Source organism: Actibacterium sp. EMB200-NS6 (assembly GCF_001305615.1).
In the GTDB taxonomy this organism is placed as follows: Bacteria; Pseudomonadota; Alphaproteobacteria; order Rhodobacterales; family Rhodobacteraceae; genus Actibacterium_A; species Actibacterium_A naphthalenivorans.
In genome coordinates, this window is sequence record NZ_CP010869.1 from 3,171,307 (window position 1) to 3,190,465 (window position 19,159).

The 19,159-nt window shown below is 65.6% G+C and carries 18 protein-coding genes; 1 reads left to right on the top strand and 17 read right to left on the bottom strand.

The window, feature by feature from the left end:
- Positions 1–4: 4 nt before the first annotated feature.
- The 17 genes from TQ29_RS15395 to TQ29_RS15475 form a co-directional block, all read right to left on the bottom strand.
- Positions 5–457 (bottom strand): molybdenum cofactor biosynthesis protein MoaE, encoded by a 453-nt coding sequence (locus tag TQ29_RS15395; protein WP_037210950.1) that lies wholly within the window; start codon positions 455–457, stop codon positions 5–7.
- A gap of 1 nt (position 458) precedes the next feature.
- On the bottom strand, positions 459–707 hold the full coding sequence (gene moaD / locus TQ29_RS15400; RefSeq protein WP_081940290.1) for a molybdopterin converting factor subunit 1: 249 nt from the start codon (positions 705–707) through the stop codon (positions 459–461).
- On the bottom strand, positions 704–1,378 hold the full coding sequence (gene pgsA, locus TQ29_RS15405) for a CDP-diacylglycerol--glycerol-3-phosphate 3-phosphatidyltransferase (RefSeq protein ID WP_054539876.1): 675 nt from the start codon (positions 1,376–1,378) through the stop codon (positions 704–706). Before pgsA ends, moaD begins: the two co-directional genes overlap by 4 nt.
- 18 nt (positions 1,379–1,396) lie before the next feature.
- A complete protein-coding gene (gene uvrC / locus TQ29_RS15410; protein ID WP_054539877.1) occupies positions 1,397–3,286 on the bottom strand; it encodes an excinuclease ABC subunit UvrC in 1,890 nt (629 codons plus the stop codon).
- Between the two features lie 306 nt (positions 3,287–3,592).
- Positions 3,593–4,378: an SDR family oxidoreductase gene (locus TQ29_RS15415; protein ID WP_054539878.1), complete on the bottom strand. Its 786-nt coding sequence runs from the start codon at positions 4,376–4,378 to the stop codon at positions 3,593–3,595.
- Positions 4,379–4,388: 10 nt separating this feature from the next.
- Complete coding sequence (locus tag TQ29_RS15420) at positions 4,389–5,387, bottom strand: calcium/sodium antiporter (protein WP_054539879.1); 999 nt, start codon at positions 5,385–5,387, stop codon at positions 4,389–4,391.
- A gap of 9 nt (positions 5,388–5,396) precedes the next feature.
- On the bottom strand, positions 5,397–5,573 hold the full coding sequence (locus TQ29_RS20760) for a hypothetical protein (protein ID WP_037210961.1): 177 nt from the start codon (positions 5,571–5,573) through the stop codon (positions 5,397–5,399).
- A gap of 1 nt (position 5,574) precedes the next feature.
- Entirely contained in the window at positions 5,575–6,378 is an 804-nt protein-coding gene (locus TQ29_RS15430) for a S49 family peptidase (RefSeq protein ID WP_054540479.1), read from the bottom strand.
- A gap of 144 nt (positions 6,379–6,522) precedes the next feature.
- Positions 6,523–6,972, bottom strand: a complete 450-nt coding sequence (locus TQ29_RS15435; RefSeq protein WP_054539880.1) for an acyloxyacyl hydrolase — start codon at positions 6,970–6,972, stop codon at positions 6,523–6,525.
- A gap of 80 nt (positions 6,973–7,052) precedes the next feature.
- Positions 7,053–7,574 (bottom strand): DUF2478 domain-containing protein, encoded by a 522-nt coding sequence (locus TQ29_RS15440; RefSeq protein WP_054539881.1) that lies wholly within the window; start codon positions 7,572–7,574, stop codon positions 7,053–7,055.
- Between the two features lie 50 nt (positions 7,575–7,624).
- Positions 7,625–9,781 (bottom strand): HEAT repeat domain-containing protein, encoded by a 2,157-nt coding sequence (locus tag TQ29_RS15445; protein ID WP_054539882.1) that lies wholly within the window; start codon positions 9,779–9,781, stop codon positions 7,625–7,627.
- A 69-nt stretch (positions 9,782–9,850) separates the two neighbouring features.
- Positions 9,851–12,526 carry an arsenate reductase (azurin) large subunit gene (locus TQ29_RS15450; RefSeq protein WP_054539883.1) on the bottom strand — a complete coding sequence of 892 codons (2,676 nt, stop codon included), beginning with the start codon at positions 12,524–12,526 and terminating at the stop codon, positions 9,851–9,853.
- 12 nt (positions 12,527–12,538) lie between these two features.
- Positions 12,539–13,126, bottom strand: coding sequence for an arsenate reductase (azurin) small subunit (locus TQ29_RS15455; protein WP_054539884.1), 588 nt, complete (start codon positions 13,124–13,126; stop codon positions 12,539–12,541).
- A 14-nt stretch (positions 13,127–13,140) separates the two neighbouring features.
- Positions 13,141–14,265 (bottom strand): cytochrome-c peroxidase, encoded by a 1,125-nt coding sequence (locus TQ29_RS15460; RefSeq protein WP_037208872.1) that lies wholly within the window; start codon positions 14,263–14,265, stop codon positions 13,141–13,143.
- A 13-nt stretch (positions 14,266–14,278) separates the two neighbouring features.
- Positions 14,279–15,352, bottom strand: a complete 1,074-nt coding sequence (locus tag TQ29_RS15465) for a cytochrome-c peroxidase (RefSeq protein WP_054539885.1) — start codon at positions 15,350–15,352, stop codon at positions 14,279–14,281.
- Positions 15,353–15,493: 141 nt separating this feature from the next.
- Positions 15,494–15,919: a cytochrome c family protein gene (locus TQ29_RS15470; protein ID WP_082386676.1), complete on the bottom strand. Its 426-nt coding sequence runs from the start codon at positions 15,917–15,919 to the stop codon at positions 15,494–15,496.
- A gap of 185 nt (positions 15,920–16,104) precedes the next feature.
- Positions 16,105–18,324 carry an ATP-binding protein gene (locus TQ29_RS15475; protein WP_054539886.1) on the bottom strand — a complete coding sequence of 740 codons (2,220 nt, stop codon included), beginning with the start codon at positions 18,322–18,324 and terminating at the stop codon, positions 16,105–16,107.
- A gap of 84 nt (positions 18,325–18,408) precedes the next feature.
- Between TQ29_RS15475 and TQ29_RS15480 the strand changes: the two genes are divergently transcribed.
- Positions 18,409–19,152 (top strand): response regulator, encoded by a 744-nt coding sequence (locus tag TQ29_RS15480; protein WP_054539887.1) that lies wholly within the window; start codon positions 18,409–18,411, stop codon positions 19,150–19,152.
- Positions 19,153–19,159: the final 7 nt, after the last annotated feature.

Here is a 19,159-nt window from a genome sequence, read left to right on the forward strand (position 1 = left end):
CCGCTCACCCCTTTGCCCAGCGCCCCAGCGCGGCCTCGTCGGCGTCTTTGCTGTCGACCCAGAGAGCGCCGTCGCGGGTGTATTCCTTCTTCCAGAAGGGCGCGCGGGATTTGAGGTAATCCATCAGGAATTCCGCCGCCTGAAACGCATCCGCGCGGTGCGGCGACGCGGTGGCGACCATCATGATCATGTCGCCGGGCACCATCGTGCCGAAGCGGTGGATGATCAGGCAATCGCGCAGATCCCAGCGGGCGCGGGCCTCGGCCTCGATCCCGCCCAGCGCGCGTTCGGTCATGCCGGGGTAATGCTCGATCTCCATCCGGTCCAGATCGCCGCGCGCCAGATCGCGCACGATGCCGGTGAAGGTGACAACCGCGCCGGCATCGCTGCGCCCGGCGGCAAAGGCATTCGCCTCGGCGCCGAAATCGAACGGCTCGTGCTGAACGCGCACCGCCATGTCAGCCGCCCGTCATCGGCGGAAAGAACGCAACCTCGCGCACCCCGTCCAGCGGCGCGTCGAATTCGGTCAGTTCCTGATCGACGGCGACGCGCAGCGCCGTCAGATCGGCAAAGGCGGCGGCATAGCGCTCTTCGCGGGCCTTCAGTTCCTCGACCAGATCGGCCACGGTGGCGGCCGAGGTCTCCAGCCGCTCTTTCGGCAGGCCGATGCGTTCGCGCACCCAGGCGAAATACAGAATTTCGATCATGGCTGTGCCTCGTCGTCGCGCAGATAGGGCAGCGCCTTTATGAAATAGTCCCAGCCGGTGGTCAGCGTCAGGATCGCGGCCAGCCACAGCAGCGCGACGCCCAGGTAAAGCGTGCCCACCGCGCCGCGATATGTCCAGACCAGCCCGCCGACGTCTTCCACGCGCCCGGCCAGAATCTCGGCCACCGTCGCCGCGTCCATGCCGAAGCTGCCCATGCCGAAGTAATGCTCGAACAGCCCCTGCGCCAGCAGCACCGCAATCGCCACCATCTGAACTGTGGTTTTCCACTTGGCCAGCCTCGTGACCTGCAGCAACCCGGCGGCGGGGCCCAGATATTCGCGCAGGCCCGAAACGAACACCTCGCGGAACAGGATCAGCGCGGCGGGAAGCATGATGGCAAAGCTCATCCCGAACAGGCTGGTGACGGTCAGCAGCGCGATGGTCACCATCGCCTTGTCGGCGATCGGATCCAGCATCGCGCCAAAGCGGCTTTGCTGGTTCCATTTGCGGGCGATATAGCCATCGAACCAATCCGTCACCGCCGCCCCCACGAACAGGATCAGCGCGGCCCAGTCGGCCACCGGGCGCGGCAGCAGCAGAAACACGATGGCCACGCAGGGCGCGGCCAGCAGGCGCAGCACGGTCAGGATATTGGGGATGTTCCAGGTCATGGGGCCAGCTTTACCCGCTCAGCCCGTCGCATGGAAGAAGCCATAGATGGTTTCGGCCATCGCATCCGAAATCCCCTCCACCGCCTTGAGATCGGCCAGCCCGGCGCGGCTGACCGCCTTGGCCGAGCCGAAATGGGCCAGCAGCGCCCGTTTGCGCGTGGCGCCGACGCCGGGAATCTCGTCCAGCGGCGTGGCGCCGATGGCCTTGGCGCGTTTCTGGCGGTGCGCGCCGATGGCAAAGCGGTGCGCCTCGTCCCGCAGGCGCTGTATGAAATACAGCACCGGGTCGTTGTGACGCAGGGCGAAGGGGCGGGCGCCGGGGCGGTGAAACTCTTCCTTGCCGGCGTCACGGTCGATGCCCTTGGCCACGCCGACCACCGGAATATCCTCGACCCCCAGTTCAGCCATGATACCGGCCACCGCGCTGATCTGCCCGGCGCCGCCGTCGATCAGCAAAAGGTCGGGCCAGGCGCCGCTTTCGCGATCCGGGTCTTCCTTGAGCAGGCGCTTGAACCGGCGCGTCAGCACCTCTTTCATCATCCCGAAATCATCGCCCGGGGTCAGCTCTTCGCCCTTGATGTTGAACTTACGGTACTGGCTTTTCAGAAAACCGTCGGCCCCGGCCACGATCATCGCGCCGACGGCGTTGGTGCCCTGGATATGCGAGTTGTCATAGACCTCGATCCGCTGCGGCGGGCCGTCCAGCGCGAAGGCCTCGGCCAGGCCAGCCAGCAGCTTGGCCTGGGTCGCGGTTTCGGCCATCCGGCGGGCCAGGCTTTCACGGGCGTTGCGCGCGGCCCCCGCCACCAGCTCGGCCTTTTCGCCGCGCAGCGGAACCGACAGCTCGACCTTGCGCCCGGCCTTTTCCGAAAGCGCCTGTGCCATCAGGTCTTCATCCTCGATCCCGTGCGACAGCAGGATCAGGCGCGGCGGCTCCTTGTTGTCATAGAACTGGCCCAGAAAGGCCTGCAGCACCTCGGCCTCATCCGCGCCGGCGCCGGTGCGCGGATAGTAATCGCGGTTGCCCCAGTTCTGATGCGCGCGGATGAAAAAGACCTGCACACATGCCTGCCCGCCCTCCATATGCAGGGCGACGACATCGGCCTCGGCCACGCCGCGCGGGTTGATGCCCTGGGCCTGCTGCACCTGGGTCAGCGCGCGGATACGGTCGCGCAGCGCGGCGGCGCGCTCGAACTCCAGCGCCTCGGACGCCTCTTCCATCTGCCGGGCAAGCTGTTCCTGCACGCCGGTGCTCTTGCCCTGAAGAAAGCGTTCGGCATCGGCGACGGTGGCAAGGTAATCGGCCTGCGAGATCTTTCCGACGCAGGGCGCGCTGCAACGCCTGATCTGATAGAGAAGGCAGGGCCGGGTGCGGCTTTCGAAGGTGGCATCGGTGCAACTGCGCAGCAAAAACACCTTCTGCAACTGATTCAGCGTCCGGTTCACCGCGCCGGCGCTGGCGAAGGGGCCGTAGTAGCCGCCCTTTTCGGTCTTGGCGCCGCGATGCTTCTTGATCTGGGGAAAGGCGTGGTTCTTGGCCACGAGGATGTTCGGAAAGCTTTTGTCATCGCGCAGCAGCACGTTGTAGCGCGGCTTGAGCTGCTTGATCAGGTTCTGCTCCAGCAGCAGCGCCTCGGTCTCCGTGCGCGTGGTCAGGAACATCATCGACGCGGTTTCGCGGATCATCCGGGCGATGCGCGGCGTGTGCCCGGTGGGCTTGGCGTAGGAGGACACGCGCTTTTTCAGGCTGCGCGCCTTGCCCACGTACAGCACCCGCCCCTGTGCATCCAGCATCCGGTAGACGCCGGGCGAGTTGTCCAGCGTGGGCAGATAGGATTGCACACAGGCATGGCCCGACGGGCGGTCGGGCGCTGTGTGGGCGGTGCGGTTCGTGCTATCTTCCGGCATAGGCTTCAGATCGTGATTCCATGGCGTAGCTGCAATGTTACCCGGGCGGGGGCAAGAAAAAACCTGTCCACGACTTCTGTGGATAACTCTGCGGGTAACTATTCGAGCAGCCGGATTTTCCCTTGTTTTCGTGTAACTTCGTCGGTTTGCCCGCTTTTTGGGCGATATTGCAAGGCATTGTTTTCCGGGAATAAATTTTTGAACTGTGCCAAATTATTGAAAACACTATAAAATTCTTAAACATTTTGTGAAGGTAATGTTAAGGGTGGAAAACTTGCGGCGTGGGGGCAATTACCTGCCCCCGGGTCACTCTTTTCCCAGCACATCCGGCGTCTGCCAGCCCAGGTGCTGACCCCCGTCGACGCATATCAGCTGCCCGGTGACAGAGCGGGCCTTCAGCAGATACTCCAGCGCCCCCGTCACATCCGCTTCGTCCGCGCCGCGCGACAGGACAGTGGCCCGGCGCTGCGCCGTGAAATGCGCCTCGCTCTGGCGCGCGCCGCGCAGCGTGGGGCCCGGGCCGATGCCGTTGACCCGCACCGCGGGGGCCAGCGCCTGCGCCGCCGTCCGCGTAAAGGCCCAGAGGCCCATCTTGGCCAGCGTGTAGGTCATGAACTCCGGCGTCAGCTTTCGCACCCGCTGATCGATCATGTTCACCACCAGCCCCTTGGCCACCGGTTCGCCCCGGTCATCGTGGTCGGGCGCGGGCACCTGCGCGGCGAAATGCTGGGTCAGCACGAAAGGCGCGCGCAGGTTTGAATCGAAATGCCTGTCCCAGCTGTCGCGGGTCGCGCTTTCGATATTGTCATATTCAAAGATCGACGCGTTGTTCACCAGCACCGTCAGCGGCCCGCCAAGCCCCGCCACCGCGCGCCCGACAAGCGCGTCACAGGCGGCGCCCTCCAGCAGATCGGCCTGAAGCGCGACCGCCCGGCGCCCCATCGCGGTGATCTGCGCCACCAGATCTTCGGCATCGTCCCGCGAGGTCGCGTAATGCACCGCCACGTCATGACCGCCGCGCGCCAGGCTCAGCGCCATCGCCCGGCCCAGCCGTTTTGCCGCGCCCGTGACCAGCGCCCGCCCCTTGCTCATGATTGCCTCCCTAGAACAGCAGGATCAGAACATAGACGAAATAGAGCCCGGTCAAGACCACGCCCCAGATCCTGGTCATGTTCCAGCCCAGGAACACGAAGGGCATGAGCAGAAGCGAGGATGCCAGCATCACCCAGATGTCGAAGCGCAGCATTTCGGGCGGCAAAGGCATGTCGCCCACGAAGGTGGCGATGCCGATGATGGCCAGAAGGTTGAACACGTTCGACCCGATCACATTGCCAAGCGCCACATCCGCCTGACGCCGCAGCGCGGCCATGACGGTTGTCGCGAGTTCCGGCAGCGACGTGCCGATAGCCACGAGCGTCAGGCCGATCACTGTCTCGCTGACGCCGATCACGCGGGCGATGTTCACCGCGCTGTCGACCAGAAGATCGGCGCCCAGCGGCAATCCGATCAGGCCAAGCACCAGAAACATGCCGATCTTCCAGCCCGCGAGCGTGGGGTCGGCGCCCTCGATCTCCTCCTCTTCCTCTTCGGCTTCGTCTTCTTCACCCTGCTCGGCCGCGGCGTCTGCCGCGCCCCGGATCGCATCGCGCCGGTGGCTCCGGGCGCTGACGAACGCGTCGTAGAGCACGAAGGAAAGCCCCGCGAGCAGGATCAGGCCATGCACCCAGGTCAGCGGCCCGGCAAAGCACAGCGCGATGAACAGGGCCGTCGCGGCCAGCATGAACACATAGTTGCGCCGCGTGTCGCATTCATCGGTCTTCAATCCGGAAATCAGCGCCGGCACGCCCAGCACCAGCAGCACGTTGGCCGTGTTGGAACCCACCACATTGCCGAAGGCGATGCCCGGCGCATTGTCCAGCACGGCCTTGACCGCGATCAGAAGCTCGGGCGCCGAGGTGCCGAAGGCGACAATGGTCAGGCTGACGATCAGCGCCGGAATGCCAAGGCGCAGGCTGAGGTTCACCGCCCCTTTCACAAGGGAATCGCCGGCAAGCAGAAGGATCACGAGCCCCAGGGCGGCATAAAGCAGATCGGCAGTCATTCCAGGCGTTTACCCCTTGCTGCAGGGGCACGGCCCCTTGCCAAGCCTGTAGCGCCCGCAGCGGGGGCACTTGGCCGGTTTCTTCATTGTCATCCCGCGCGCCCCGGCGCCCGGCATCCGCAGCCGCCCGAACATGGCAAGCACCAGCATCCCGATCAGAAACAGGCTGACAATCTTGATGATCACGTTACAGACCGAACCGGGCCCAATGGGCGCGTTCCTCTATCTCGTCGGCCAGTCCGCCCAGCATCTTCGCGCCGAGCCGCTGCAGAAGCGGCCGCCGCATGCCATAGGGCAGGAACCGCACCTTTTCGCCATAAAGCTCTTTCATCTTCGGCACCAGATGGCCAACCCCGTCGGCCAGCCCCAGATCGACCGCGCCGCGGCCCACCCAGATGTCGCCGTTGAACAGATCCGTCCCGGTGGCCAGCCGGACCCCACGCCGTGCCTGCACATGGGCGATGAACCCGTCGTGTATCTGCTGCTGAAGCTGTTTCAGCCGCGCGATATCGTCGGGCTTTTCGGGCTGGAACGGGTCCAGCATGCTCTTGGACCGTCCGGCGGTATAGACCCGCCGTTCGACCCCGTGCCGGGCGATGAAATCATGAAACCCGAAGCCCGAGGAAATCACGCCGATCGACCCGACGATGGAATGTTCGTCCACCCAGATCTCATCCGCCGCCGCCGCTAGGTAATAGCCGCCAGAGGCCGCCACATCTTCGACGAAGGCATAGACGGGCAGCTCTTTCTCTTCGGCCAGTCGGCGCAGGCGCGCGGCGATCAGGGAGCTTTGCGCGGGCGAGCCGCCGGGGGAGTTGATGACCAGCGCCACGGCGTCGGGCCGGCCGCGCCGGAAGGCCCGTTCGACCATCGGCGCCAGGCCGAAATCGTTCAGCCCGCCGGGGGCACGCGCGCCCGCCGCGATCTGGCCGGCCAGACGCAGGACAGCGACCACGGGGTCGGATTTCACGAAGGGCAGCCAGCGTTTCATAAGGTGGATGTAGAGGCCCCGCGCAGCGGGAACAAGGCGGCTTCGCCAATCGCGCCGCAATGTTGCGCCGCTGCCGCTGCCCATTTCATGCGGCGTGTCTGCGAAAGCCGTCCGCACAACGGGCAGATGCGGCAAGGACGAAGATCAAAACCCGAACCGGTAACGCAGGCTCAGCTTTTCGACGCCGGGATTGAAACTGCCGGTGTCGCGGTTGGACTTGTGATCCGTCGCGATCGACAGGTCCGCCCCGTTCGGCAGGCGCATACCGATCCCCCCGAGGGTCCTGAACTCCAGCCCGGGCCCCAGTTCTATCCCTCCGGGCGACTGGTCGTAATATCCGGTCACGAGGCTCGCCTCGAAGAAATACCGGCTTGCAAACCGTCTGATCACCGCAGGGCCGATACCGGTCCAGATATCGCCCTCGTCATCGGCGGTTATCGCGCCGGCGCGGGCGATGTCGAAACCGCCGACCCGCCAGAGCGGCGCGCTGTGCAGTTCCAGGTCAAGCGCCAGGGCACGGTATCCGCGCCGATTCTGGAAATCCTCTCGGGCGAGGCCGAAAATCAGCTCGCTCTGCCATGTTTCGGCTTCCATGCGTTTCGGTGCGAAAGGCGAAGATGTATCCATGCCGGCAAACGTGCAATCGCGAAAAGCCCGCGCCCTGGGCCGCCTGTTCAGGCCACCCGGCGCACCGGCCGGCTCAGCGCATCGAACCAGCCGGTCAACGCGTCCTGGCACAGCGGCAATGGCGCGGCCAGCCCGCCGGTGAACTCCAGAAACGCCTCGAGGTTCAGCGCGTTGACACCGGTGATCACCGGGATGTCGCGCATCAGGGCTTCGCCGATGAGTTCGCGAAACCCCCTGCCCTCTGCCTCATGCTTGCCGAACTTGTTCAGGATCAGGATGCCGGTCTCGTCGCTCAAACCCGCGGCCACCTCGGCGACCGCCTGTTCCAGCGCGGCAGCGTTCAGCCGGCAGCCTTTCGCGCCACGCCCGAGATATTGCGAAATGCGGATGACCGGCCCGTCCGGCAGCACCCTGACATCCATGTCGCAGGGCCCGTCGCCCTGCCTCTCGGTGTTGATCTGCACCACACCCGCAACCCGCGTGCCACGGGCGGCGAGCCGGGCGGCGAACTGCGCCAGGGCACGGTCGGCCTCTCCTCTCTGGGTGGAGGTGATATAGGCTATGTTCATGATCTCGGGCTTTCTGTCTGGAGCCTCAGTTATGGCAAAATGGCCGGAGTTCAACCCGCCGGGCGTGATGCGGCGGGATCGCGGACGGCGGCAAAGGCCTCGAGCAGCACGAAAGCCTGCTTGCCGCCCAGCCCGCCCTCCAGCAGGCGCCCGGCCGCGCAGGCGTGCAGATCGGCCGACAGGCCGATGGCCCGGGCCAGCGTGTCGATATGATCCGAGGCCATCAGCGCATCGACAATGGTCTCCGCCCGGCCGCCGGCATCGCCCTGCGACAGGCGGTCAAGCGCCGCGTCGCGCACGATCCGGGCCGGATCGTTGAGAAAGGGCAGCAACGCATCCGCATCTTCGCCGCTATCGATACGCAGGGCGATGGCGCGGACAAGCGCATCCTCATCGCGCAGGCACAGGGCGCGCAACTCCGGTTTCGGGTCGGGATCCGACAGCACCAGTTGCGCCGCCGCCGCCCGCACCACCGGCAGCGGATCGCGCAGGGCCACGCGCGCCGCCAGGGCCACGTCACCGCAAGGCACGGCATCCGTGTAGCGTTTGCGCATCGCCTCCCACGCCGCAGCGCGCAGCATGTCGTCTTCGGCCGTGGCCTGAACCATCAGCGCCGCCCCGATCCGGTCTGACGGAAGGTCCGCCGCGATCCCCATGGCGAGCCGCGCCAGATCATCCGCCACTGTCTCGGGGCCTTCGACGGCACGGCGCTTGCGGCGCTTGGGGGCGGTTTCCTCCGGCGTTTCCTCGGCGGCTTCGGGCGCGCCCGGCTGATACTGGATCGCCGCCAGCGTCGAGGCCATGGCCGCATCCGCGCCCTGCGCCCCGGCCTCGATGATGTCGCCGTCGGGCGAAATCCGGACCGATGGCGCCGGGCCCTCATCCATCCGCGAGGCGCCCAGATCGGTGGCCGGTTCCGGCGCATGGGCAACGGTCGCGGCGGTGGCGGGCAGCAAGCGTCCGGTCATCGCCTTGGCCAGCGCCGCTTCGGCGCCGACCTCCCCTTGGCCCGCGCGGCTGCGAAGCGCGGTCAGTGCGACCATGCGGATCTGCTGCGACGGGTTCGCCAGAAGCGCGATCAGCCGTCCGGTGGCATGCGGATCTTCCAGGCGCGCCAGCCCCTCTACCGCCGCGATCCGTGCCTCCAGCGGGCGGGTGGCGTCATCCGCCAGTTCGACCAGCGCCAGATCGGCCCGGTTCGGCGCCAGCCGGGCAACCGACAGGGCCGCCGCCGCGGCCAGCGTGGCGCCGGCGCTGCGCAGCCATGCCAGCAGGTTGTCCACGAGCGCGGCGTGAAGCTCATGCTCCAGCGGCAATTGCAGCCGGTCCAGCGCGGCCGCCTGAACCTTTTCGTCAGCGTCGGACAAGGCCGCGATCGCCAGTTCGGGCCGGCCGGCCGCGAACCGCAGAACGGCGGCGCGGCGCAGGCCGGCATCGGGATCTTTCAGCGCCAGGGCCGCCGCCCTGTCATCGCCCGCATCCAGCAAGGGCAACCCCAGCGCGCGCAGCGCGGCCATGTCATCGCCCAGAATGTGATCCAGATGCGGCGCCAGCGCCTCGGCGCCGGTCGCGGCCAGCGCGGAAAGCGCCCGCTTGCGCCCCAGCCCCTCCTCCGTCTGGGCCACGGCCAGAAGCCAGGCGGCGCCTTCGCTGCCAAGCCGGGCCAGCGCGCCGAAAACGGGGGCGTCGAGGGTCTGGCCGAACTCGTCATCGCGGGCGGCGAGCATGTCTTGCACCGCATCCGCGATGCCAAGCCGGGCCAGCGCCTCTATCGCGGCGATCTGCACGTCGAGCCAATCGTCCCAGACGTCATCCTCATCTTCCCACGCGACACGGTCGTCACAGCGGCTGGTCACAAGCGCGCGCAGCAGATCGACCGAGCCGCCATCCCCCAGCTCGGCCAGCAGGTGCACGGCGGCGACCTTGACCTCGCGCACCGGATCGCCCTGGAGCGAGCGCCGGATCGCCGGCGCATCCTCGGGCGCGGCGAAACGGAACAGCGCCTCCATCGCGTCGGAGCGCACATCGGGGTCTTCGTCGACCAGCGCATCCAGCAGCGCGGCACGGGCGCGTTCGTCGCCGGACGATTGCGCCGCCAGCGCCCGCACCGCGGCGGTGCGCAGCACGTCGTTCCCGGTGCCCAGATGATGCAAAAGCGCGGGCGTCAGGTCAGGCGCGGCGGGCCGGGGCGTGAGGCGTTGCAACATGAAGTGTTCCTTTCCTGATGAAGGAAGCCCCGGCGGCATTGCACCACCGGGGCCGTTGGGCCATGCCGTTCAGGCGATATCGCGGCGGGCGAAAGACATGGAGCGGAACTGCTTTTTATACGGGCTCTCGCCCATGCGCCGCACCTGCCCCACGCCCATCTTGTAGTTGTAGTTGCCGCTGATCCAGTCGACGACCCGGCCCGACAGCGCGTTCGCCGGCTGCGCGGTGTGCAGGAAATCCATGTAGCCCATGTTCTCCTTCACCGCCGGGGTAACGATGGCCACCGCCGTGATCGAGGCGCGGGTCAGTTCGATATGGCCGTTCTTGAGCAGCTTGGCGAAATCGAAATCATCGCCCTCGACACCCACGATCGTATCGGTCTGCACCGGGATCCGGTCGGAGTAGACCTGCACATAGTCACCGCTTTCGATGCCGTGGGCCTCGGCAAAGCCGGGGTGCAGCTCGATCCAGTTCTCGGGCCAGCGCTGCACGATATAGGGACGGCGGCGATCGTCATAGCCCGACTGCCAGCGCTCGTTGATGCGGCCCGAGGTGATCCAGATTTCACCCTCGCGCGGCTTGAGCCATTCCCAGTAGCTGGAAAACAGCCCCCATGGCGCCTTCTGCAGGTTGCACTTGCCGGTCTGGGTATTGAAATGCGTCAGCTTCTTGTTGAACACATTCGCCCCGCTCGGCCCGGTTTCGGGCAGCGTGCGCGTGGTGTCATGCAGGCGCTTGGTGCCCTGCAGGCTGCCATCCTCCAGCATCAGAACCGGGCCCTGAATGCCGTTGGTGCCGAACTCGCCCAGCTTTTCATGCAGGGTCTTGCCCTCGCGTCGCGCGGCCACCAGAACCATGTTGAAATCCTTGCGCGAGCCGCGCGAATGGCGCGCGCCCTCTTCCAGCACGTCGTTGGAGGTCTGCCAGTCGAAGCCTTCGAAGCCCATCTTGCGCGCAAGCTGGGCGATGATCCACCAATCCGGCTTCGCCTCGCCCGGCGCGTCGTAGAATTTGGGATAGAGCCGCAGCCGGCGTTCGCCATTGGCGCGGGTAAAGGTCTCTTCGCCCCAGCCAGAGGCCGGAAAGACGATATCGGCGTAGCGCGCCCCGATCGGATCGACCAGATAGATATCCTGGTTCCACACCACCATGCCGCCGCTGTCGGCGCGCCGCTTCAGCGTATCGATGATGTCTTTCTTGTCAAAGCTCATCACCTGATGCGGGTTGCGCGTGGTCAGTTCGTCGAACTTGGCCTGAAGCGATTGCGACCCGCACATCGCCTGCACCCATGTGGTGCCGATCACATGCGCCAGCCGCGTGTGGCCCCCCATCAGATAGCGGTCGGTATCCATCGCGCGGCGCCGGCGGCCGGGCAGCTTTTCCGGCGACTTGTTGCGCGGATAGCCGCCACCGCGCAGGCCCCCCCGCTGGTGGCCACCGGCACGGCCGATCACCTGGCCCGGCCGCCCGCCCGCACCGACGATGATGCCGAGCGCGGAAATCGCGTTGGTGTTGCCGGTGTTGTTGGACCAGTAGAACCCCTTTTCGATCATGACCGAGGTCTTGGGCCGGGTGCCGTCGGCCTTGGGCTTGGCCATCCACTCGGCGGCGGTATAGATCTTCTGCACGTCGATCTGGGCGATCTCGGCGGCCTTTTCGGGCACCGCGTAATCCTGCGCCAGCAGCCATTCCTTCCAGTCTTCGAAACCGTCTGTCTGAAACATGCCCCAGGTCGTGCGCCACTGCCACGGCGTGTTGCGGGTGCCCTGGCCAAAGCCGGAAGACGACTCCCACTTGCTGTTGACCCAGTTCCTGATCCACGCGTCATCCTGCCAGCCGTTTTCGACGATCACCCGCGCGATGGCCAGAACCACCGGCAGGTCGGTGCCCGGCTGAATGTCGAGCAGCAGCCCGCCATTCTTCTCGGCAAAGGCCACGCCCGTGGTGCGCCGCGGCACCATGAAGATCGCCTTCTGCCCGCCCTGGATCGCGGGCATGATGAAATCGGTGAACAGGATCGTCTTGGTTTCGTAGGGATCGGTGCCGCAGATCAGCAGCGTATCCGCCTCGGCCCAGTCATCATAGGAAGGGCCGAAATTGTCGAAACCCGCATCGCGGAAGCCGGGGGTCGAGGTTACGTCTGACGGGGTGTCGTGGAAGGTGAAATTCGCCGTGCGCACGTGGCGCAGCGCGTATTTCGTGATGGCGTAGGTATTCTCCATGTAGCCATAGGAGAATGTCTTGACGTTATAGGCGTTGGTGCCGTGCTTTTCGAGCACGTGGTTGCCGACCTCGGCCGCGATATCCAGCGCGAAATCCCAGGTCACAGGCATCAGCACGCCGAACATGCGCACCATCGGTGATTTCAGCCGGTCGCGGGTGGGCGTCTGCGGGTTATAGACCTTCTGCGCGATGGCCCCGCCCCGGATCGACGAGTTACCGGTGTAGTTGACGAACTCGGTATCCTTGTCGGGGATGATCACCACATGGTGCGGCTCGCCGTTGTGCAGCACGATATTGTGCTGGTTCGGCGCGATCCACGGGCCCAGCGGGTTGACCGGGAAATCCTCGCCAAAGGCGTTCTGATCGGCCAGCGGGCCACCCTGGTGGCCGCCCCGCACCGGCCAGCGGTAAACCTTGTAGCCACAGGCCACGATGCAATAGTCGCAGGCGGTGGAGATCACATCGGCGTCGGGCGGCGGCAGCGGAACGGTTTCTTCCGGAACGTAATACGGTGTGGACATGTCGGTTCCTCCTCAGCCCTGCAGATTGTCAAAACGGCCGTAGATCAGCCCGAACATGCCGACGGCGTAGATATCGTCGCCATCAAGCTCCAGCAGCACCTGCGGCAGCGACTGATAGGCCTGCCCGGAGATGAAGATGCCATGGCGGGTCAGATCGAACGTCGTCAGGTGAAGCGGGCATGGGCCCAGCGCCTTGTCGGCGGCCTGGTAGGTGCCCTGCAGCGGCCCGCCCTGATGGGTGCAGGTGTAGTTGAAGGCCACCACATCCTTTTCGGGGCCGATACCACCCCCGGCGGCCTTGCCCAGTTTCACGAGGATGGATTCCGCGTAGAGCCCCTCGTCGGGATAGGTGAAATCGAACGGTTCATCCTGCGCAAGTTCCGACAGTCTGGCGATGAACTTGCGCTCGTAGGTGGATATCACGGCGGGCGTCTGTGCCTGCGGCATGCCCGGCACCCCCACCATCACCACGGTGGTGGCGATGCCGCTGGTCAGCAGGAACTGGCGGCGGTTCATCAGGCATTTGCGGGTGCCGGCCTGCGCGGCCTCGCCCTGGGCGCCGTTGATGGCGGCGGCGATATTCGGATCGACTTTGGTCATCTCCGGTCTCCTTTTCAGTTCTGCGCCACGGGCAGCGGTTCCATTTCGGGAAGCTCCGGATCGTCGGTCAGGATCTCTTCGCCGCTGAGGCTTTCGAGGAAGGCGACAAGATCGTCGATCTCGGCGTCGGACAGGCCGAGCGGCTGGATCAGCGGGCTCTTGTTCGCGGCGAATTCATTCTCGCCGCCGCCTTCGTTGTAGAACACCACCACATCGCGCAGCGTCTCGAGCATGCCGTTGTGCATGTAGGGATAGGTGTATTGCGTGTAGCGCAGGCTGGGGGTGCGGAACTTGCCCTTGTCGGATTTTTCCTTGGTGCGGAAATAGAGGCCGGGGTCGTCCTTGGTGTGGCGATACATCTCTTCGGTCGAACCTTTTCCGTAAAGCTCGAACCGGAAGGTGATCTGGGCGATCGGGTCGTCTTCCCAACCGTCATAGGGCGGCACGCCGGTGTTGTAGTATTTCTCGTCCGACAGCAGCGGCCCGTTGTGGCAGCTTACGCACTGCGCCTTGCCGGTGAACAGCTCCAGCCCGTTCTTCTGCTGATCGGTCAGCGCATCGTCATCGCCGCGCATGTAGTTGTCGAACGGCGTGTCGGTCTGCACCAGCGTCCGCTCATAGGCGGCGATGGCCATATAGGCGTGGCGGATGCTGGGCCAGTCGTCGCCGAACACCTCGCGGAAGGCTGCGCGGTATTCGGGCACGAAGGCCAGCCGGGCCTCCATCATGTCATCCTCGCCATTGCCGGCAACCCCGCCGCGCGCGGCCGAACGGGCCTGATGCTCGAGCGAGCCCGAGGCGCCGGCCCAGAAGGTCTTGCCGTAATAGGCAGAGTTGATCACCGTCTGGCTGTTGCGCCAGTGGGTCGTGCCCGGATAGCCGAAGCTGATCGGCGATTGCACGGCCCAGCCCGCCTCGGGGCGGTGGCAGGACGAACAGGGCATGCCGTAGTTGCCCGACAGGATCGGGTCGAAATAGAGCTTCTTGCCCAGTTCGATCTTCGCGGGCGTCATCGGGTTATCCGCGGGGATCGGCGGCGGGCCAAGCGGGGCCAGCGCGGCCGGGCGATCCGATTGCGCGGCCACCGGCGCGGCGGCCACAGCCGCCAGACCCAGGGCCAAAAGGAATTTGCGTGTCATTGTGCCGGCCTCCTCAGTTGTTCACGTTGCGCCAGTCTTCGATCAGCGAGTAATCGTAATCGTCCTCGCGCCAGACATAGGCGTCGGTGTCGAAGCTCTCGCCCGAAAGGCTTTCGAGATAGGCGACCAGATCGGCCTTCTCGCTGGGCACCAGGCCAAGCGGCTTCAGGCGCGGATCCTTCAGCGGGTCGTCGCCACCGCCGGCGTTGTAGAAATCCACCACCTCTTCCAGCGTCTCCAGCGTGCCGTTGTGCATGTAGGGCGCTGTCCAGGTCAGTTCGCGCAGGCTCGGCGTCAGAAAGCTGCGGGCCTTGTCGGGGTTGTGGGTGCGGATATAGGCGCCCGGATCCTCGCGCAGGTTCATGTAATTCTCGATGCCCATGAACTTGGCATAGGTCACGAAGGCCGAATGCCGTTCCGGGTCGGCCCAGATTTCGGGGTTGTCGGCAACGCCGGTGTTGTGGGGCCGGTCGTCGGTGAAGCGCAGGCCGGAATGGCAGCTTGCGCATTGCCCCTTGCCCTCGAAGATGCCCTGCCCGCGCTGCGCGGCGGCCGAAAGAGCACCGGTATCGACAGGCGCCCCGCGCGACACGATGGTTTTCATGAAATCCATCAGCGCGTTGCGCGCGCCACCGTTCGACGGCTCGCTCATGCCCGCGGCCCTGAACATCTCGACATAGACCGGGTCCTGCTTGAGCCGCTCCTGCATGATGCGCATGTCCATGTTCATCAGATAGGTCTCTGTGATCATCTCGCGCGCGACGTCGTTGAGGTTGGTGCCAAGGCGCCCGTCATGCAGCCAGGCGTCGCGATAGCCCACATTGGCCAGCGTCGGCGTGTTCCGGAAATGCGCGGCGCCGCTATAGGCGTCCGACAGCGGCTGGCCATCGGTAAAGGCCTTGTCGGGCTGGTGGCAGCTTGCGCAGGCAAGCGCGGTGTCGCCTGACAGACGGTAATCATAGAACAGACGCTTGCCCAACTCGGCTCGCGCCGCGTTGACATCCATCGGCGCGATGGGGGCGCTGTCTTGGGCGATTGCGGCGGTGCCCGAAAGCAGCACGCAGATAAAAGCGGTTCTCAGCATCATTGCCAGCCTCCTTTCCGGCTGCCCGAACCGGCAACCGGCCTGTGCCACATCCGCCCGTCGCGGTCTGTTTGCGGCTTGTCCTGTGTCATGGTGTCGTCCTTTCGGCGCGGCGGCCGGCCACAACGCGGGGCCGGCGCGCGTTCATTCGCTGATCCGGGTTCCGTCGGCCTGGAAGGAGGCGAGATAGGCGATCACATTCGCCGCATCCTCGGGCTTGCGCAGCCCCGCGAAACTCATCTTGTTGCCCGGCAGGAATTTTCGCGGAGCGGCCAGATAGTCCGCCAGCGCCTCTTCGGTCCAGATCAGGCCGCTGCCGCTCATCGCGTCGGAATAGCGGAAACCCTCATAGCTTCCCGCCGCGCGGCCCACGACACCGTTCAAAGCCGGGCCGACCCGGGATTTCGCGCCCTCGCCCACCTGATGGCAGGCAGCGCATTTCTTGAAGATCTTCTCACCCGCCGCCACGTCGCGTGCCTGTGCCGGTGCCGCCAGCGCGATGCCGGCGCACAGGGCCGCGATCGCCCCGCTCCGATTCCGTGTGTGATTGCCTGAATTCGTCTTGCGCATGTCGCACCCCTCCGCCCGTTAAAAGGCCCGCGCGCGGTGGGGTTTCAGCCGGGGCTCACCCGGACGACCGCCGCGCATGATGATCTGCGGTCAGGCTAGCGGATTCGGTATTTGCAGATGTTGCGCGCGGCGTGGCGGTTTGGAACTTTTTGTGACGAAATGTGATGGCGCCGAAAACGCCCCCGTCATGCGCCACGCGTATCGAGCATTGCCCGCACGCGCCGGGCCAGCAGCGCGGGATCGACAGGCTTGTCCAGAACGTCGGGCGCGGGACCGGACAGGGTGATCCCCGAGGGCGCGTAGCCGGTGCAGAAGATGATCGGAACATCGGGGCGCAGCCGGCGCATGGCTTCGGCCAGTTCCTCGCCGCTCAGGCCGGGCATGACGACATCGGTGATCACCAGATCATATTGCCGGGGGCGGCGGCTGAACCGCTCCAGCGCGACCACCGAAGAGGTGAACGCCTCGACCTGATAGCCAAGCCGCAGCAGCATCCGGCGAAAGGTTCCGGCGACTTCGCTTTCATCGTCGATCAGCATCACCCGTTCGCGGCCGCGCGGGATCTCGTCGGGCGGGGCCTCGCTTTCCAGTTCGGCCTCGCGCGCGCCGGGCAGGAAGATCGCGAAGGTGGTTCCGGTGCCAAGCGCGCTGTCAAGCGCGATCCCGCCCCCCATCTCCTCGACCAGCGCCGAGACCACGGCCAGCCCAAGGCCGGAGCCCTTGCCCAGCGGCTTTGTGGTGAAAAACGGATCAAAGAGCTGGCGCCGCGTATCGGCGGACATTCCGGGCCCATCGTCTGTCACTTCCAGCCGGACCCAGCCGTCGGGCCGTGGCGCGAGCCCCTCGGGCAGATCCTCGGTAACGGCATGGGCCGACACGCGGATCGTTCCGCTTGCGCCGCCGATGGCCTCGGCCGCGTTGCGGCACAGGTTCATCAGGATCTGGTGCAGATGCGTGGGGTCGGCCATCACGATGAAGGGCTCGACGCCGTCGCAGCAATCGAGCGCGATGGTGGGCGGAATCGAGGCGCGCATCAGGCGCGTGACCTCGAGCATCAGCGTGGTCAGGTTGGTCGGCTGCGGCCGGCCGGGCTGACGCCGGGCAAAGGTCAGAAGCTCTTTCACCAGGCTTTGCGCCCGCCGCGCGGCGATGTCGATCTGCTCGATCTCGCCGGCGATCGCGCTGCCTGCGGGCGCGTCCAGCGCGGCCAGATGCGCGGCACCGACGATGGTGGTCAGGATGTTGTTGAAATCATGCGCCACGCCGCCCGCCAGAAGGCCCACGGCCTCGAGCTTCTGCGCGCGCACCACCTGATCGCGCGCATGGCGCCTTTCGGTGATATCCTCGGCAATGCCGATGAAGTTCTGCACCGTTCCGTCGGGTCCGATCAGCGGCAGGATGGTCGTTTCCGCCCAGTAGCTGCCACTGTCCTTGCGCCGGTTGCGGAACACCCCCTGCCATGTTTCCCCGCGCGCGAGGCTTTCCCGGATCTCGCGATAGACCTCGGGCGGGGTGTCGCCCGATTGCAGAAAGCGCGGCGTCTTGCCCTCGACCTCGGCGCGCGTCCAGCCGGTGATATCCTCGAAACGGCGATTGGCATAGAGTATCCTTGCATCCATATCGGTGATGAAGATCGTCGCCGGGCTCTGCTCGACAGCGGTGGCCAGCCGCACCTCGGAGGTTTCCAGCCGGCGACGCACCCGCAGTTCATCGGCCAGACGGTGCATCGCCCGGCGCATATCAAGCAACAGCACCGCGAACAGCACCCCCAGCGTCAGCGCCGCCACCACCAGCGAGACGACCGACAGGAAACCGACCCAGATCAGCCGCTCGCCTTCTCCGACCGCCTGAATGATCCGCTCGGTGCTTTTCTGTCGGTTGGCCTGCCACAGGCGTTCAAGCTGGCCCAGTGCCTCTATCGCCGCGGTATCATCGACCCGCACCAGCCGGTCGGTGCGCGCCACGTCCCAGCCTTCCTGCGCGGCCTGCACGGCGATGGGCAGCTTGACCTCGTATTCGCGCACCGTGGCGCCGATCACCTCCAGCGCGGCGCGTTCCTCGGGGCCGATGGGTGCGGCCAGGTAATCCTCGATCACCGCCTGGAACTGCTCGAGCTGCACCCTGGTCTGATCCAGATAGAACGGGTCCTGCCGCAGAATGTAATTCTTGAAATCGTGGATGACGCCGCCGTATCCCAGATAGCCGCGGATCGAGCTGATCCAGACGCCCTTCTTCCCGGCATCGCCGGAATAGTTCAGCCAGCTTGCCTCGATCTCGCGGAACTGGGCGCGGGTCTGGATGCCCAGATAGGGGCCCAGCGACACCGTGACGAGCAGCAGGAAAAGCGCGGCGACACCGATTGCGTAGGATCGTGCAAGGGATTTGCCGGTGTTCGACCCGTCCACAAGATGGCTCCCGACAGCGGTCTTTTGTTGCGAATGCAGCCTGACTGTGCAAGATAAAGTCTGTAAATAAAAGGAAAAAGACCGATGCAGGATCATATCCTGATCGTGGATGACGACCGGCAGCTGACGTCATTTCTGGAACGTTTCCTTGCGAAACAGGGTTTTCGCGCCACCTCGGCCGGAAGCGGTGAACAGATGCGCATGGCGATGGCCCGGCACGAGTTCAGCCTGATCATCCTCGATCTGATCCTGCCGGATGTGGACGGGTTCGAAATGGCCCGCGAGGTGCGGCGCGACAACCGGGTGCCGATGATCATGCTCAGCGCCCGCGACGAGGTTTATGACCGGATCATCGGGCTGGAACTGGGCGCCGACGATTATCTCACCAAACCCTATGAGCCGCGCGAGTTGCTGGCGCGCATCCGTTCGGTCCTGCGCCGCAGCAAGCCCGCCGATGCCGAACTCGCCGGCGCCCTGCCGCCGGTCCGCTTTCTTCGGTTCGGCGATCTGACGCTCGATCTGGTCGAGCGCCGGCTGACGCGTGACGGCGGGGCCGAAGATGTCTATCTGACAAGCACGGAATTCGCGCTGCTGCGCGCGCTGGCCCAGGGCGCCGGAGAGGTTCAGACCCGCGAGCGTATCCTCGAAACCGTCTATGGCAATGCGGTCTCGATCACCGACCGGGCGATCGACGCGCATATCGTCCGGCTGCGGCGCAAGATTGACAATGGCGATGCGGCGGATTCAATGATCCGGACCGTGCATGGCAGCGGGTACCTGCTTGCCGCCGAGGTCGAGGCCGCGCAGGGCGACGGCACGTCGCAGTGAACCGCCG

Excerpts from the sequence above, each read along its gene's own strand:
- moaD (WP_081940290.1), bottom strand. The coding sequence starts at position 707 with ATGATCGAAATTCTGTATTTCGCCTGGGTGCGCGAACGCATCGGCCTG.
- uvrC (WP_054539877.1), bottom strand. The coding sequence starts at position 3,286 with ATGCCGGAAGATAGCACGAACCGCACCGCCCACACAGCGCCCGACCGC.
- TQ29_RS15395 (WP_037210950.1), bottom strand. The coding sequence starts at position 457 with ATGGCGGTGCGCGTTCAGCACGAGCCGTTCGATTTCGGCGCCGAGGCG.
- TQ29_RS15415 (WP_054539878.1), bottom strand. The coding sequence starts at position 4,378 with ATGAGCAAGGGGCGGGCGCTGGTCACGGGCGCGGCAAAACGGCTGGGC.
- TQ29_RS15455 (WP_054539884.1), bottom strand. The coding sequence starts at position 13,126 with ATGACCAAAGTCGATCCGAATATCGCCGCCGCCATCAACGGCGCCCAG.
- TQ29_RS15435 (WP_054539880.1), bottom strand. The coding sequence starts at position 6,972 with ATGGAAGCCGAAACATGGCAGAGCGAGCTGATTTTCGGCCTCGCCCGA.
- TQ29_RS15480 (WP_054539887.1), top strand. The coding sequence starts at position 18,409 with ATGCAGGATCATATCCTGATCGTGGATGACGACCGGCAGCTGACGTCA.
- TQ29_RS15465 (WP_054539885.1), bottom strand. The coding sequence starts at position 15,352 with ATGATGCTGAGAACCGCTTTTATCTGCGTGCTGCTTTCGGGCACCGCC.
- pgsA (WP_054539876.1), bottom strand. The coding sequence starts at position 1,378 with ATGACCTGGAACATCCCCAATATCCTGACCGTGCTGCGCCTGCTGGCC.
- TQ29_RS15440 (WP_054539881.1), bottom strand. The coding sequence starts at position 7,574 with ATGAACATAGCCTATATCACCTCCACCCAGAGAGGAGAGGCCGACCGT.
- TQ29_RS15450 (WP_054539883.1), bottom strand. The coding sequence starts at position 12,526 with ATGTCCACACCGTATTACGTTCCGGAAGAAACCGTTCCGCTGCCGCCG.
- TQ29_RS15430 (WP_054540479.1), bottom strand. The coding sequence starts at position 6,378 with ATGAAACGCTGGCTGCCCTTCGTGAAATCCGACCCCGTGGTCGCTGTC.
- TQ29_RS15445 (WP_054539882.1), bottom strand. The coding sequence starts at position 9,781 with ATGTTGCAACGCCTCACGCCCCGGCCCGCCGCGCCTGACCTGACGCCC.
- TQ29_RS15470 (WP_082386676.1), bottom strand. The coding sequence starts at position 15,919 with ATGCGCAAGACGAATTCAGGCAATCACACACGGAATCGGAGCGGGGCG.
- TQ29_RS15460 (WP_037208872.1), bottom strand. The coding sequence starts at position 14,265 with ATGACACGCAAATTCCTTTTGGCCCTGGGTCTGGCGGCTGTGGCCGCC.
- TQ29_RS15420 (WP_054539879.1), bottom strand. The coding sequence starts at position 5,387 with ATGACTGCCGATCTGCTTTATGCCGCCCTGGGGCTCGTGATCCTTCTG.